Source organism: Streptomyces sp. NPDC046712 (assembly GCF_040645695.1).
In the GTDB taxonomy this organism is placed as follows: Bacteria; Actinomycetota; Actinomycetes; order Streptomycetales; family Streptomycetaceae; genus Streptomyces.
This window is the reverse complement of the sequence record NZ_JBEYYW010000018.1, coordinates 43,658-58,750: the sequence shown is the minus strand read 5'-3', so window position 1 is coordinate 58,750 and position 15,093 is coordinate 43,658. Positions and strand designations below refer to the sequence as shown.

The following is a 15,093-nucleotide window of genomic DNA, read 5'->3' as shown; positions in this document are numbered from 1 at the left end:
GGCCCGGATTCAGGGACAGAACCGGAGGAATGCTGATCAAGAGGTGTCAGATCGTTCACAGAGTGGCCCCCTTGAACGATCAAAGAGAGGGCGGGTTAGCATATGAGCGCCGCCTAGCTCGAAAGATAAACCTGTGACTGTCAATGATGACTCGTTCACCAACTGGAAGACCCGCGAGGAGATCGCGGAGTCGATGATCCCCATCATCGGGAAGCTGCACCGCGAGCGGGACGTGACGGTCCTGCTGCACAGCCGCTCCTTGGTGAACAAGTCAGTGGTGAGCATCCTCAAGACCCACCGGTTCGCCCGGCAGATCGCCGGTGAGGAACTCTCGGTCACCGAGACGATGCCCTTCCTGCAGGCGCTCGCCGCGCTCGACCTCGGTCCCTCGCAGATCGACATCGGCATGCTCGCCGCGACGTACAAGACCGACGACCACGGTCAGTCGGTGGAGGAGTTCACCGCCGCGGCCGTCGCCGGCGCCACCGGTGCCAACAAGATCGAGCGCGGCGCGGGACGCGACGTCGTCCTCTACGGCTTCGGTCGCATCGGTCGCCTCGTCGCCCGCCTCCTCATCGAGAAGGCCGGCTCGGGCAACGGCCTGCGCCTGCGTGCCATCGTGGTCCGCGGTGGCGGCGACCAGGATCTGGTCAAGCGCGCCTCGCTGCTGCGCCGCGACTCCATCCACGGCCAGTTCCAGGGCACCATCACGGTGGACGAGGCGACGAGCACGATCATCGCCAACGGCAACACCATCAAGGTGATCTACGCCAACGACCCCTCCGAGGTCGACTACACGGCGTACGGGATCAACGACGCCATCCTCATCGACAACACGGGCAAGTGGCGGGACCGCGAGGGCCTGTCGAAGCACCTGCGTCCCGGTATCGACAAGGTCGTCCTGACCGCTCCGGGCAAGGGCGACGTCCCGAACATCGTGCACGGCGTCAACCACGACACGATCAAGCCGGACGAGCAGATCCTGTCCTGCGCCTCCTGCACCACCAACGCGATCGTCCCGCCGCTGAAGGCCATGGACGACGAGTACGGCGTGCTGCGCGGTCACGTGGAGACCGTCCACTCGTTCACCAACGACCAGAACCTTCTGGACAACTACCACAAGGCCGACCGTCGCGGCCGTTCCGCGCCGCTCAACATGGTCATCACCGAGACCGGCGCCGCCTCCGCCGTCGCCAAGGCGCTGCCCGAGCTCAAGGCGCCGATCACCGGCAGCTCGATCCGCGTCCCCGTCCCGGACGTCTCGATCGCCATCCTCAGCCTGCGCCTGGGCCGCGAGACCACCCGCGACGAGGTCCTCGAGTACCTCCGTGACGTCTCGCTGCACTCGCCGCTCAAGCGCCAGATCGACTTCACCACCGCCCCCGACGCCGTCTCCATGGACTTCGTCGGATCGCGCCACGCGTCGATCGTCGACGCCGGCGCCACCAAGGTCGACGGTGACAACGCGATCCTCTACCTCTGGTACGACAACGAGTTCGGCTACTCCTGCCAGGTCATCCGCGTCGTCCAGCACGTGTCCGGGGTCGAGTACCCGACCTACCCGGTGCCCGTGGTCTGACCTCGCCGGTCCGGCACGTCCGGGTCCCGCTGAACGGGGCGGCGGTGGAGCGGGTGCGACAGATCCCGAAAGGGATCACGCACCCGCCCACCGCCGCCCCGTCGGCGTACGGAGCGAGAAGGTCAGAACTCCCGGCGCGGGGCGCCGTCGGAGCCCGGGGTGACCAGGCCCGTCTCGTACGCGGCGATCACCGCCTGCGCGCGGTCGCGGAGCCGGAGCTTCGCGAGGATGCGGGCGACATGCGTCTTGACGGTGGCCTCGCTCAGCCGGAAGCGGGCCGCCAGTTCGGCGTTGCTGTCGCCCCCGGCCAGCGCTTCGAGAACCTCCAACTCGCGCGGCGTGAGCGTGGAAAGGTCGCGGTGCAGCGACGTCGTCCGCTCCCGGGACGCGGCGAAGCGCTCCACCAGGCGGCGGGTGATGGCCGGGGCCAGCAGGGCGTCCCCCGAGCGGACCAGACGGACCGCGGCCGCCAGGTGTTCGGGAGTGACGTCCTTCAACAGGAAGCCGCTCGCGCCCGCGCTCAGCGCGGCGTAGACGTACTGGTCGAGGTCGTAGGTGGTCAGGATGACGATGCGGGGCGCCGCCGTCCCCTCGTCCCGCAGGATGCGGCGCGTGGCCTCCAGACCGTCCGTGCCCGGCATCCGGATGTCCATCAGGACCACGTCGGGTCGCGTGCGGCGGACCGCGGCGACCGCCTCGTCCCCGTCGGACGCCTCCGCGACCACATCGATGCCGTCGGCGGTCAGGATCATCCGGAAGCCGGTCCGCACCAGGGCCTGGTCGTCGACGATCACTACGCGCGGTGCCTCGGTCACGGATCCTCCACCGGAATCACCGCGCGGACCCGGTAGCCCCCGCGCGGGCGCCTGCCCGCGTGCAGCGTACCGCCGTAGACGGCGAGGCGTTCGCGCAGACCCATGAGCCCGCGCCCGCCGCCGGGGCCGGCCGGCGGGAGCGCCTCCCCGCCGGTGTCCGCCACCTCCACCCGTATCTCGCCCGGCGCGTACTCCACGATGACGGACACACTCGCCCCCGCGGCATGCTTCACCGCGTTCGTCAGCGCCTCCTGCACCACCCGGTACGCCGCCAGATCGACCCCGGCCGGCAACGCCGCCGGAGTGCCCCGCACCGTCAACTCCACCCGCACGCCCGTGTCCCGCACCCGCCCGGCCAGCTCCTCCAGCCGGTCGAGACCGGGCTGCGGGGCCAGATCCACGGTCGCGGCCGGATCGGGACCGTCGGCGGCCATGGTCAGCAGCCCCATCACATGGCGCAGCTCCGACATCGCCGTGCGGCCGGCCGCCTCCACCGCCAGCATCGCCTCCCGGGCCTGCTCGGGCGACGCGTCCAGCACCTTGCGCGCGGCGCCCGCCTGAATCGTCATCATGCTCACGTTGTGCGTGACCACGTCGTGCAACTCACGGGCGATCCGCGCACGCTCCTGCTCCACCGCCCGCCGCAGCGCTGCCTGTTGCTCCTCCCGCAGCGCCTGCGCCCGCTGCCGCCAGGTGTGGATGCCGTGCGCCGCCATGGCGACCGGGAGCAGGACGAGGACGGGGACCAGGCCCGCGTCCACCTCGGGGACCAGAGGCGTCGCCGCGTACAGCACCGCCCCGGCGACCAACGAGACCGCGGTTGCCTTGCGGTGGGGGCTGTACATCGCCGCGCTGTACGCCGCGATCAGACCGGAGGCGAAGGTGACCGTGGTGGCGTCCTTGGCGACGTCGCCAAGGTGCAGCAGCACCGTCGCCGCCACCACCGCCCAGTACGCGGCCAGCGGGAAGCGGCGACGCAGCACCAGCGGAAGGGCGGTCAGCACCGCCGCGAGAAGCTCCCAGAGTTCCACCGGCGGCAGCGTGTGCTCCACCGCGGGCAGGACCTGCTGGGATCCGGGCGGCGGGACCGGCGGGACCGGCGGGACCGGCGGGACCGGTGGAACTGGCGGGACCGGTGGAACTGGCGGGACTGGCGGAACTGGCGGGACTGGCGGAACCGGTGGAACAGGAGAGTTCGGAGAGACGGGCGGGACCGGAGAGACGGGCGGGACCGGTGAGACCGGCGGAACCGGCGGCGGCTCGACCGGGGTAGGGACGTCGGGCTGGTGGGGCTCCCCGCGCACCAACTCCACGTACGACCGGTCCAGATCACCCACCACGGTGCACACCGCCAGCGTCAGGGCGATCACCGCATCGGCGGCCCAGGACCGGGGCGACAACGCCGGCGGCGCGCCGACGGACCACCCCGCGCGGAGCCGACGGACGACTGACTCTGCTTCCCTGCTCACCGGCTCAGTGTGCCAAGCGGTCCACGGTGCCGAATCGGCCGTGGGACGCACGGCCGTACATCACACGCGTACATCGCAGGGATGACGCACCGCCCTTGTCAGCCGCACACGGTACGCGTCTTCCGCACCGCGGCCGACGTGCCCGCGACCCCCTCCCTCCTAGCGTCCTTCCGACCGATCCGAGCCGTGGAGGAGACCCATGACCGACCCCCTCATCGACGTACGCGAGGTGAGCAAGGCGTACGACGAGGGCCCACCCGCCCTGGACGGGCTGACGCTCCAGGTGCACCCCGGAGAGGCGCTTGCCGTGCTCGGCCCGTCCGGCAGCGGAAAGTCGACGCTGCTCAACATGATCGCCGGCCTCGACCGTCCCACCACGGGCAGCGTGAGCGTCGACGGGCTGCGCGTCGACCGACTGAACGAGACCGCCTCCGCGAAATACCGGCGCTCCCGCATCGGCATGGTCTTCCAGTTCTTCAATCTCCTCGACGACCTCACCGTCACCGACAACGTGCTGCTGCCCGCCCAGCTGTCCGGTATGGCGCCCGCGCGGGCGGCGGCCCGCGCCGCCGAACTCCTCGAACAGCTCGGCATCGACCGGCACGCCCGCGCCTATCCTGGCCGGCTGTCCGGCGGGGAGCGTCAACGCGTCGCGGTCGCCCGGGCCTTGATGAACCGCCCACCGCTGCTGCTCGCCGACGAGCCCACGGGCGCGCTGGACACCGCCTCCGGGGCGGACGTACGCGACCTGCTGCGCGAGCTCAACGCCGACGGGCAGAGCATCATCCTGGTGACCCACGACCTGGCGCTCGCCGAGTCCTGCGCGACGCGGACGATCGAGCTGGTCGACGGCCGGATCGCGCGCGACGTGCGGGCGGTGGCCCGGTGAGCCGCCCGGTGGTCCGGCGTGGCGCTCTGGGCAGGGTGGTCCGCGGCGGGGTCGGGCGACGCCGGGTGCAGACCGCGGTGATGATGCTGACGACCCTTCTCTCGGTGGCGGCCGCGGTCCTCGCGGTCGGGCTGCTCGTGGCCTCGCAGGGGCCGTTCGACCGGGCCTTCGCCCAGCAGCGAGGGGCGCATCTGACGGTGCAGTTCGACGGCTCGGCCGTCGCCTCCGGACGGCTCGGGGCGACCGCCGACGCCGCCGGAGTGGCTGCGGCCGCGGGCCCGTTCGCCGTGGCCTCCGTGCGGCTGTACGACACCGAGGGGGCCCCGCCGGGCTTCGAACCGCCGGCCATGACGGTGGTCGGGCGCGGCTCGGCCGAGACCGCTGTGGACCGGGTGGAGACGGTCGAGGGGCGCTGGGCCGAGGCCCCCGGGGAGATCGTGATGGAGCGGGGCGCGGTGCAGCGCGGCAACCCGCTCGCGAAGACATTCCGGGCCGGTGACACCGAGCTCACCGTGGTCGGGATCGCCGAGTCGGTGGGAGAGAGCGCCGACGCCTGGGTCGTGCCCGCGCAGCTGCCCGAGCTGGCCGGCACAAAGACCCGCACACCGCCCGGCTCACCGTCCGGAACATCCCCGGGGACACCGCTCGGGCAGCAGATGCTCTACCGGTTCACCGCCTCCGCGACCCGCGCCGACATCGAGGCCGGCCGCGCGGCGATCGCCGCCGCCGTGCCGCCGCGGGCGATCGCGGGCACACAGTCGTACCTCGACGTCAAGCAGACCGCCCAGGAGAACACCGCCGCCTACGTCCCCTTCATCACCGCTTTCGCCCTGCTCGGCCTCGCCATGTCCGTCCTGGTGATCGGCATCGTCGTCAGCGGCGCCGTAGGTGCCGCGACCCGGCGGATCGGGATCCTGAAGTCCCTCGGCTTCACGCCGCTCCAGGTGGGGCGGGCGTACGTCGGCCAGGCGCTGATCCCGGCATCGGTGGGCGCCGTCCTGGGCGCGGCCCTGGGCAACGTGACCGCCGTGCCGCTGATGGCGGAGATGGCGGAGGCGTACGGCACGGCGGCGGTGCTGATCCCCGTGTGGGTGGATCTGGCGGTGCCGGCCGGCGCCCTGCTGGTGGTCGCCGCCACCGCGTTCGTCCCTGCCCTGCGAGCCGCGCGGTTGCGCACCGTGCGGGTGCTCGGTGCCGACCGGACCGGAGGCGGCGGACAGGGGCGTCGAGTACGCCATCTGCTCGGCCGGCTGCCTCTGCCGCGGCCGGTCGGCCTGGGGCTCGCGAGTCCGTTCGCCCGGCCGGCACGCTCGGCGACGATGGCCGCGGCGGTCGCGTTCGGAGCCCTGGCGGTGACCTTCGCGGTCGGCTTGGGCAGCACGCTCGTGGCGGTCAAGACGGGCGGGGACCCGGACCGCGGCGGCACCGTCACGGTCCACACGGTGGCCCGGCCGCAGCCCGATGACGCGGGGCCCCCGACGCCGGCCGACCCGGCGAAGGTCGCGGCGGCGATCGGGGCCCGCCCGGAGACCGCGTCCTTCTACCGGACCGCCAAGTCGGAGGTCGGCGTCGCCGGTCTGAAGGGTGGCGCACCCCTCGTCGCGTACGACGGAGACTCCTCCGCCACCGGTGCCACGATGGTCTCCGGGCGGTGGTTCAGCGGCCCCGGCGAGGCGGTCGCGGCCTCGCGCTTCCTGCAGGTCGCGGGGGTGCGGGTGGGGGAGACGGTGGCCCTGACGGACCGGGGTCGCACCGTCCGGCTGCGGATCGTCGGCGAGGTCTTCGACCTGGGCGACAAGGGGATGGCGCTGCGCACCGACGCGTCGTCGGTCGCCGCGCTGCAGACCCGCTTCATGCCGGCCGGCTTCGCCGTCGAGCTCACGCCGGGTACGGACCCGGCCCGTTACGTCGAGGAACTGAACGCCGCCCTGACACCGCTCGGCGCGTACGCGGCCCCGACGGAGGCCGGCAGGTCGACCGTGATCCTGGCGATGCAGGCGCTGATCGCGATGCTGACGGCGATGCTGGTCGCGGTGGCCTGCCTGGGCGTCCTCAACACCGTGGTGCTCGACACCCGGGAACGGGTCCGGGACCTGGGGGTGCTCAAGGCCCTGGGCATGAGCCCCCGTCAGACGGTCGTCCAGGTCCTCACCTCGGTGGGCGCGATCGGCCTCGTCGCGGGGGTGATCGGGGTACCGCTCGGGGTGGCGCTGCACCGCACGGTGATGCCGGCGATGGGCCGCGCGGTCGGCACCACGATTCCGGGCGCCCATATCGACGTGTACGGCGCCCCGCTCCTGGCCACGCTCGCCCTGGCCGGCGTGGCGATCGCGCTCACGGGTGCGGTGGTCCCGGCGCTCTGGGCGGCCCGGACCCCGACGGCACGAGCGCTGCGGACGGAGTGACGGGGGCGCGGCTCAGGCGGCGCGCCGCCGTGGAGCCGTGGGTGACCGCGTGATGGACCATCACGCCGTGGAGGGGCCCGAGCTACGTACGGACGTGCCGAAGAACGGACGTGCCGAAGAACGGACGTGCCGAAGAGGGTCGGCCGCCAGCCGCTGGGAGGGCAGGCACTCGGGGCAGGTGCAGGGGAGCGGCCGCCCGGGGGTCAGCACCCAGGCGAGGACGACCAGGGCGGCGAGGAGCCACGTGCACGCCACCGGGGCGAGGACGGCGGGACCCGGGCCTTGAGCCACCGCTCGCCCTCGGCCACCGTCCAGGCCGTGACGCCACCCTCGGGTATCGCCGCGGCGGGCAGGTACTTGACGTGTTCCGTCACGGTGCCTCCTCGTAGGAAGAACGTCCGGACGTGCCGTCAGTCGGGCTGCAGGGACCGCCAGATCCGGTCGGGGAGAATCCTGGCGGCCTGGTTCAGGTCGATGTCGTACGTGCTCGACAACCAGCGGCGCGCCGTCTCCTCGATCGGCCCCATGACCAGCACCTCGATCACGGGCGTCGGGAGCGGCGCGATCACGCCGGCCTCGATGTGGGGCCGCAGCCAGTCGGCGATCGACGCGAACCTGGCCGTCTTGAACGCCCGGATCTCCTCGGCGTGCGACGCCAGATAGCCGGAGTAGGCGGAGGCATGCAGGAAGAGCGCGGCGTCGCGGTGCTCCACCGTGAACCGCAGATACGCCGTGACGAGCGCGCGGACGCCGGTGCGCGGGGTGCGGGTGCGGCCCAGCTGGTCGAAGACCTCGTCGCACAACTGCCCCATGCAGCGGATGTAGAGACCGGCGGCGAGGCCGTCGAAGCTGCCGAAGTGGTGGTAGAGGCTGCCCAGGCTGACCCCGCTGGCCGCGGTCACCGCGTTCACGGTGAACCCCTGCTGGCCGGATTTCGCGTACACCTGGAGCGCCGCGGTCAGGAGGCGGTCGACGGTGGCCTCCCCCCGCTGCTGCTTAGGAGCCATGGTGGGGTCCCGTCGACGTCATGGCAGTCAGACTAGCGCTCACGCCGGACGCGACGACGCGGGAGAACGCTTGATCGTTAGGATCCTCCCACGGTGCGGAACCGTGAAGCGGTCGTGGCCCGGGGGAGGCTGAAACTGTGAGGATTGTCCTGTTGGGACCGGTCGGAGCCGGTACGGACGACGCGACGCCGATCGACATCGGAGGGGTCCGGCTGCGGATGCTGCTGGCCCGGCTCGCACTCGAAGGAGGCCGGCCGGTGTCCGTAGACGCGCTCGTCGACGGACTGTGGGGTACGGAGCCCCCGGCCGAGGCGGGCAACGCCCTCCAGGCCCTGGTGTCCCGGCTGAGGAAGGCCCTTCGGGGCGCCGGCACACTCGAGTCCGTGGCCGGGGGTTACCGGCTGTCGGTGCGCGACGAGGACGTGGACGCGTACCGCTTCGAGGAGTTGGCGGCCCAAGGGCGGCGCGAGCTGGCGGCCGGCCGCCTCGACGAAGCGGCCTCGCTGCTCGGCACGGCCCTCGCGCTGTGGCGCGGCCCGGCCCTCGCGGACGTGCTGGACGCCCCGTTCGCCGGGCCCGTCGCCACGCGCCTCGACGACGTGCGGGCCGCAGCGGCCGAGGACCGCTTCGACGCCGAGCTGCGACTCGGGCGGTACGCCGAGGTCCTCGCCGACCTCGAAGCGGCCGGAACGGAACGCCCGTTGAGCGAGCGGATCGCCGGCCTGCGCATGCGGGCTCTCTCCGCGGCCGGTCGGCAGTCCGACGCGCTCGCCGTCTACGAGGAGATGCGCGGCAGGCTCGGCGACGAGCTCGGCGTCGACCCCTCGGCGGAACTCCAGGAGGTCCATCTGTCCCTGCTTAGGGGCGAGTTGACCGCGCCGCAGGCCCGGACCGAGAGCGCGCCCAGCCGCCTTCCTGCCCGGCTGACCAGCTTCGTCGGCCGCGATCGCGAACTCGACCGGATCGCTGATCTGATGGCCGCCTCCCGGCTCGTCACCATCGTCGGCTTCGGTGGTGCGGGCAAGACCAGGCTCTCCCTCGAAGCGGCGAGCCGGCACCGGGCGTACGGACGCGGTCGGGTCTGGTTCGTGCCGCTGGCCGGCGTGGGCCCCGGGGACCAGCTCGCCGACGCGGTCCTCGGCGCGCTGAGCTCCAAGGACGGCCGCCTGTACGACGGAGGTCAGGGCCGGCGCGTGACGCCCGTCGACCGGCTGGCCGAGCTCTTCGACGGCGGCGAGGCGGTCCTCGTCCTCGACAACTGCGAGCACCTGGTCGAGGCCGCGGCGGAACTCGCCGAGGAACTCCTCGACCGACTCCCTCAGTTGAGGATCCTCGCCACCAGCAGGGAAGCCCTCGCCATCACCGGTGAGGTGCTGTGCCCGCTCGGCCCACTGGAACTGCCCGCGCAGTCCCGTGAGTTCGCCGAGGCGGCCGACTCGGGCGCGGTGCGGCTGTTCGTCGACCGCGCCGTCGGCGTCAAGCCGGGTTTCACGCTCGACGACACCACGGTGGACGCCGTGGTGGAGATCTGCCGGCGCCTCGACGGCATGCCACTCGCGCTCGAACTGGCCGCGGCCAAACTGCGCTCGATGAGCGTCGACCAGATCGCGCGGCGCCTCGACGACCGTTTCCGCCTGCTGACCTCGGGGAGCAGGACCGCGCTGCCGCGCCAGCGCACGCTCCTCGCGCTCGTCGAATGGAGCTGGGACCTCCTCGACGAGCCGGAACGTATCCTGGCGCGCCGGCTGTCCGTGTTCCCCGGCGGAGCCACGCTCGCCGCCCTCGAGGGAGTCTGCTCGGACGACGAACTGCCCGCCGAGGACGTGGTGTACGTGCTCGGCACCCTCGTCGAGAAGTCCCTGGTGGACTCCTCCGGGGACGGCGAGCCCCGGTACCGGATGCTGGAGACGGTCCGCGCCTACGCGGCCGACCGTCTCGTACGGGCCGGGGACGACGTCGCCACGCGGTTCGCCGACCACTTCCTCGCCCTGGCCGAGGAGCTCGAACCCCTGCTCCGTACCGGTGAACAGCTGCGCGCGATCGCGGTCTTCGACGCCGAGCACGACAACATGGTCGCCGCGCTCCGCTCGGTGCTCGACGCGCGGGACGCGCCGCGGGCCTCCCGGTTCGTCCGGGCGATGTTCTGGTACTGGGGGATCAGGGGGATGACCACCCAGTTCGAGACGTTCCTGGCGGCGGTCCTCGACTTCGGGGACGAGCTGCCGGAGGAGACGCGCGTCGCCTTCGGTCTCGTACACAGCGCGGCGGGTGCCCCGGATTCCGCAGGCGCCGCCGCGCCTCCGGGGGAGGGTGACCTCGACGCGGCCGAGGTCCTCGGCTTCCATCCGGCGCTGCCGCTGCTGCGTATGTCGCAGCTGGCGGGCGAGGACGAACGGGAGCGCGGGCTCCAGCAGTCCCTGCGGTCCTCGGACCCCTGGGTGCGGGCGAGCGCGTACTGGGCGCACGACTTCGTCCTCACCGAACAGGGAGACCTGGAGAGCGGCGCCGAGGCTCGGCGCGAGGCGTTGCGCGGCTTCGAGGAGGTGGGCGACCGCTGGGGCCTGGTGATGTGCCTGCTCCCGCTCGGCCGGGACCATTCCCTGCGGGGCGAGTACGGTCCGGCCATCGCAGCCTTCGAACGAGCGGTCGCGATCAGCACCGAACTCGGTACGGAGGAACACCTCATGTGGACCAAGTTCCGGCTTTCGCAGGAGCGGGCGCGCTCCGGAGACCTCGACGGAGCCCTGCGGGACGCCCACGCTGCCCAGCGACAGGCCAGGGAGCGGGGCCATCGGCGAGTGGAGGTCGGCATGGAGACTCAACTTGCCTACACGCATCGCATTGCGGGTGACCTGGACCGGGCCGAGGAGGCCCTGGACCGGATGGAGGGACTCGTGCATCGCCTTCCGTACCCCGAGGAGACGAGCCGCGACATCATCGCCGGTGGGAGGATGGCGAACCGGATCACGCGAGGAGCGGCCGAAGAGGCCCGCTCCCTGCTGCCCAGGGCCGTGCGCGGCTATGTCTCCCGGGGCGACAACAACGGCCTGACCTGGGTCGCGGAGCAGCTCGCCCTGTTGCTCGCCCTGGAAGGTGATCCGATCGGTGCGGCGACCGCCCAGGGGATGACCCAGGCCGTCCGAGGCGCGTTCGACCACGGGGATCCGGAGATGCGTGCCCTGATCGCCGAACTCATCGAGAAGCTCGGCGAGGACGCCTACCGCGAGGCGTACCGTCAGGGCGCCGAGATGCCGAGACAAGAGGCGCTGAACCGGCTGACCGGGGAACCCGGCCCGCCGGCCGCGTCGTAGCCGGTAGGTGCTCAGGCGACTTTGCTCTCGGCGGTGACCGCCCGGTCCGCGTCCCCGGCGGGCCGGGCGGTCAGCGTCAGCAGGGCGTCGTCGAGGCCGGGCAGGCGCAGGGCCAGTTCGTCGGTGGCGATTCCGGCCCCGTCCAGGCGCCGTACGAGTGTCGAGATCAGCATCGGGTCGGCGATCGGGACGGTGAGCAGACCGGGCGACACGTCCCGCTCGGGGGTGGCGCCGGTCAGCTCCGTCAGGATGCGGTGCACGGTGTCCACGTCCCCGGTCAGCGTCGGCCGCACCTGCAGCGTCTGGCTGCCGGTCCGCCGCTTGAGCTCCTCCGGCGTGCCCTCCGTGACGACCCGGCCCCGGTCGAGCACGAGGATCCGGTCGGACAGTCGATCGGCCTCCTCCGCCGACTCCGTGGTGAACAGCACGGTCGTCCCGTCCGCCGCCAGCCGCCGGACCAGGTCGCCGATCTCCTGGCGGGCACGGGAGGCGAGCCCGGCGGTCGGCTCGTCCAGCAGCACCACCCGCGGTCGGCCGACCACGCTCGCCGCGAGGTCCAGCCTGCGGCGCAGCCCGCCGGAGAAGGCGTTGAGCGGCCGGGTGGCGGCGTCGGTGAGATCGAAGAACTCCAGGAGCTCGGCCGCCCGCGTCCGGGCATCCCGCTTCGACATGCCGAGCAGTCGGCCGCGGAGCACCAGGTGTTCGGTGCCGGACAGGTACGCCTCCGCCTCGGCGTACCGCTCCGGCAGCTCCGCCCGGCCCGCCTGCCCGGCCTGTGCGATCGGCCCCGTCGGTTCGCTCAGGCCGCCCACTCCGACCAGGGCGCGGACCCGCGCCTCGTCCTCCGCCACGTCGAACCCGTCGACCGTGGCGTGGCCCGCGTCGGGCCGGAGCAGCCCGGCCAGGATCCGGACGGTGGTGGTCTTGCCGGCCCCGTTCGGGCCGAGCACGGCGACCACCTCGCCGGCGGTCACCTCCAGGTCGACCCCGTCCAGGGCGACGGTGTCCTCGTACTTCTTGACCAGGGCCTCGGCCCGGATGGCGTACGACATGGCGCTCCTCGTTCTCGTCCGTCTCGTGTGACGTGTCGTCCTCGACGGAACCCGACAGTGCCCGGCGGCGCTGATACGGAGCTGACGGCGCTGTGACAGAGCCGGTCGGAGGGTGTCAGGCGGCGAGCCTGAAGGTCTTGCCTCAGCCGACGTGGACGCGGGGGCGGCGGTCCCGGTCGGGTTCCGCCTCCCGCAGCACCTCGCGGGTGACGGGGGCGACTTCGCCCTGGCCGAGGAGGAAGAAGCGGAGGAAGTTGGCGAAGGGGTTGCCCTCGGTCCATTCGAAGTAGACGTGGGGGCGCGTTCCGGTGAGGTCGCGGGCGTGCAGGAGGAGGGCGGCCAGCGCGTTGGGGACGGAGGACGACTCCACGGTCAGCACGCGGTAGCGGTCGTGCATGACCTCGCCGCGGGCGGTCAGACCGGCCTCGAACTCGGAGGGGTCGGTGACGGTGACCTCGATGAAGACGAAGTCCTCGGTGGTGGGGAGGTCGTTGTCGGTACGGATCTGCTCGATCTTGTCGCGGTACTCGGCGACGTCCCGGTTGTCGGGTTCGTTGGCGATGAAGCGGGCGGTGCGGTGGGAGATGTCGCGGATGAAACGTTCCGCCATGTCGTCGAGTTCGACGTGTGTGACGCGCAGTTCGAAGGCGCGGCCGAGCCGGGAGAGGAGCGAGATGAGGATGATGCCGGCGATGAAGCAGGCACCGATCTTGACGCCGTCGGGACGCTCGATCACGTTGACGACGGTGGTGTAGAGGAACACGGCAGAGATGACGCCGAAGCCGATGGTCCAGCCGCGCTGGCCGGCCTTGCGCGCCGCGATCGTCACGGCGATGGCGGCCGAGCAGATCAGGACCAGGACACCCGTGGCGTACGCGCCGCCCTGGGCGTCGACGTCGGCGTCGAAGATCCACGTGACCAGGAACGCGACGAGGGTGAAGACGATGACCATGGGCCGCACGGCGCGGGCCCAGTGCGGGGCCATGCCGTACTTGGGCAGGTAGCGGGGCATCAGATTGAGCAGACCCGCCATCGCGGAGGCGCCCGCGAACCACAGGATGAGGATGGTCGAGACGTCGTAGACCGTGCCGAAGGTGTTGCCGAGGTACTCGTGCGCGAGGTAGGCCAGGGCGCGGCCGTTGGCGTCACCGCCGGGCTCGAACTCCTCGTGGGGGATGAGGACGGTGGTGATGAAGCTGGTGGTGATGAGGAAGACGCTCATGATCAGCGCGGCCGTCGTCAGCAGCTTCTTCGTGCCCCGGATGCGTCCGGCGGGCTTCTCCTCCGTGTCGCTCGGCTCACCTTCGACGTGGGGCATGACCGCCACCCCGGTCTCGAAGCCGGAGAGGCCCAGCGCGAGCTTCGGGAAGACGAGCAGGGCGACGCCGATCATGGCGAAGACGTTGCCGTGCTCGGTGGTCAGTGCGGCGGTCCAGTCCGTGACCACGTGCCCCTCGGTCAGGACGTGCCACAGGCCGGTCACGACGACGACCGCGTTGAGCGCGAGGTAGACGCCGACGAGGGCGACGGCGACGCCGATCGCCTCCAGGAAGCCCTTGAGGAACACCGCGCCGAGCAGCGCGATCAGGACCATGGTGATCAGGACCTGCTTGTCGTGCAGGGCCGATTCCAGATGAGGGTTCTCCACCAGGTGGGTGGAGGCGTCGGCGGCCGACAGGGTGATGGTGATCAGGAAGTCGGTCGCCGCGAAGCCCAGCAGGGTCAGGACGAACAGCTTGCCCTTCCAGAAGGACAGCAGCCGAGACAGTATCGCGATCGAGCCCTCGCCGCGCGGGCTCTCCTCGGCCACCCGCCGGTACACCGGCAGTGCGCCGGCGAGGGTGACGATCACCAGCACGATGGTGGCGACGGGAGAGAGCAAGCCGGCGGCCAGGGCGGCGATGCCGGGCTGGTAGCCGAGCGTGGAGAAGTAGTCGACACCGGTCAGGCACATCACCCGCCACCACGGCTGCCCCTTGTGCACGGGCTCGGTCTCCGCCTTCGGGACGGACGGCCGGCCCTTGCCCATGTCGGAAAGACCCTCCAGCATCCACGCGCGCAATCGGCCGGTGCGCGTGTCGGTGGTGGTGGCCATGGGGGTGCTCCTGGGCTGCTGCTGGACGGGGGATTTCGGCCATCACACGGACGGCGGGGCCAGCGTAAGCAGCCCGACGGGTACGGATCCGGGCCGCGGCGTCAGGGAAGCGTCAAGATCCTCCTGGCAGGCGTCGCTCTCGTCACACCGACCGCGGCGAGTGCGGCACCGAGCCGCGTAGGCGTTGCGTCAAGAGGGGCGTCAAGGACGTCAGGGAGACGTCAACGGAGGCGGCGGGCTCCTGAAAAGGCGGTTCTCTCGTGCTGTCCGAGAATCCGTTCTTCACTCAGGAGCTCACGATGGCCGATCTGGCCTTCGTCGCCACCACGATCGCGATCTTCGCGCTGGTGGCCTTCATCGCCAAGGGGGTGGCCAAGCTGTGACTGCCGAAAACATCGTCGGTCTGATCGTGGCCGTCGCCCTGCTGGGCTATCTCGTTCTCGCCCTCGTCAAGCCCGAGAGGTTCTGAGC

12 protein-coding genes are annotated in these 15,093 nt (G+C 71.8%); 6 read left to right on the top strand and 6 right to left on the bottom strand.

Annotation, left to right across the window (positions count from 1 at the left end):
• Window positions 1-133 precede the first annotated feature (133 nt).
• The gene (locus ABZ939_RS23175; RefSeq protein WP_361858267.1) at window positions 134-1,579 is read left to right on the top strand and encodes a glyceraldehyde-3-phosphate dehydrogenase; all 1,446 of its coding nucleotides are present in this window, start codon (window positions 134-136) and stop codon (window positions 1,577-1,579) included.
• A gap of 122 nt (window positions 1,580-1,701) precedes the next feature.
• Here ABZ939_RS23175 and ABZ939_RS23170 read toward each other — a convergent pair whose 3' ends face one another.
• Together ABZ939_RS23170 and ABZ939_RS23165 are read right to left on the bottom strand one after the other, a co-directional pair.
• Window positions 1,702-2,394 carry a response regulator transcription factor gene (locus ABZ939_RS23170; protein WP_361858264.1) on the bottom strand — a complete coding sequence of 231 codons (693 nt, stop codon included), beginning with the start codon at window positions 2,392-2,394 and terminating at the stop codon, window positions 1,702-1,704.
• Window positions 2,391-3,446, bottom strand: coding sequence for a histidine kinase (locus ABZ939_RS23165; RefSeq protein WP_361858261.1), 1,056 nt, complete (start codon window positions 3,444-3,446; stop codon window positions 2,391-2,393). The genes ABZ939_RS23170 and ABZ939_RS23165 overlap by 4 nt, the downstream gene beginning before the upstream one ends.
• A 616-nt stretch (window positions 3,447-4,062) precedes the next feature.
• Between ABZ939_RS23165 and ABZ939_RS23160 the strand changes: the two genes are divergently transcribed.
• Both ABZ939_RS23160 and ABZ939_RS23155 read left to right on the top strand, forming a co-directional pair.
• On the top strand, window positions 4,063-4,752 hold the full coding sequence (locus tag ABZ939_RS23160) for an ABC transporter ATP-binding protein (RefSeq protein WP_361858258.1): 690 nt from the start codon (window positions 4,063-4,065) through the stop codon (window positions 4,750-4,752).
• An 80-nt stretch (window positions 4,753-4,832) separates the two neighbouring features.
• Entirely contained in the window at window positions 4,833-7,157 is a 2,325-nt protein-coding gene (locus ABZ939_RS23155; protein ID WP_361858255.1) for an FtsX-like permease family protein, read from the top strand.
• Window positions 7,158-7,360: 203 nt separating this feature from the next.
• On the opposite strand, the gene ABZ939_RS23150 is transcribed toward ABZ939_RS23155, so the two are convergent.
• Entirely contained in the window at window positions 7,361-7,531 is a 171-nt protein-coding gene (locus ABZ939_RS23150; RefSeq protein ID WP_361858253.1) for a hypothetical protein, read from the bottom strand.
• A 36-nt stretch (window positions 7,532-7,567) separates the two neighbouring features.
• Window positions 7,568-8,164 carry a TetR/AcrR family transcriptional regulator gene (locus tag ABZ939_RS23145; protein ID WP_361858251.1) on the bottom strand — a complete coding sequence of 199 codons (597 nt, stop codon included), beginning with the start codon at window positions 8,162-8,164 and terminating at the stop codon, window positions 7,568-7,570.
• Window positions 8,165-8,316: 152 nt separating this feature from the next.
• On the opposite strand from ABZ939_RS23145, the gene ABZ939_RS23140 reads away from it, so the two are divergent.
• The gene (locus ABZ939_RS23140; protein ID WP_361858249.1) at window positions 8,317-11,475 is read left to right on the top strand and encodes a BTAD domain-containing putative transcriptional regulator; all 3,159 of its coding nucleotides are present in this window, start codon (window positions 8,317-8,319) and stop codon (window positions 11,473-11,475) included.
• A gap of 11 nt (window positions 11,476-11,486) precedes the next feature.
• Here the strand turns inward: ABZ939_RS23140 and ABZ939_RS23135 are convergent, their stop codons facing one another.
• Together ABZ939_RS23135 and ABZ939_RS23130 are read right to left on the bottom strand one after the other, a co-directional pair.
• The gene (locus tag ABZ939_RS23135; protein WP_361858247.1) at window positions 11,487-12,527 is read right to left on the bottom strand and encodes an ATP-binding cassette domain-containing protein; all 1,041 of its coding nucleotides are present in this window, start codon (window positions 12,525-12,527) and stop codon (window positions 11,487-11,489) included.
• A 142-nt stretch (window positions 12,528-12,669) separates the two neighbouring features.
• Entirely contained in the window at window positions 12,670-14,622 is a 1,953-nt protein-coding gene (locus tag ABZ939_RS23130) for an amino acid transporter (RefSeq protein ID WP_361858245.1), read from the bottom strand.
• Between the two features lie 260 nt (window positions 14,623-14,882).
• On the opposite strand from ABZ939_RS23130, the gene ABZ939_RS23125 reads away from it, so the two are divergent.
• Window positions 14,883-15,005 (top strand): hypothetical protein, encoded by a 123-nt coding sequence (locus tag ABZ939_RS23125; protein WP_361858242.1) that lies wholly within the window; start codon window positions 14,883-14,885, stop codon window positions 15,003-15,005.
• Complete coding sequence (kdpF, locus tag ABZ939_RS23120) at window positions 15,002-15,091, top strand: K(+)-transporting ATPase subunit F (RefSeq protein WP_242330691.1); 90 nt, start codon at window positions 15,002-15,004, stop codon at window positions 15,089-15,091. Before ABZ939_RS23125 ends, kdpF begins: the two co-directional genes overlap by 4 nt.
• The last annotated feature ends 2 nt before the right edge of the window (window positions 15,092-15,093 follow it).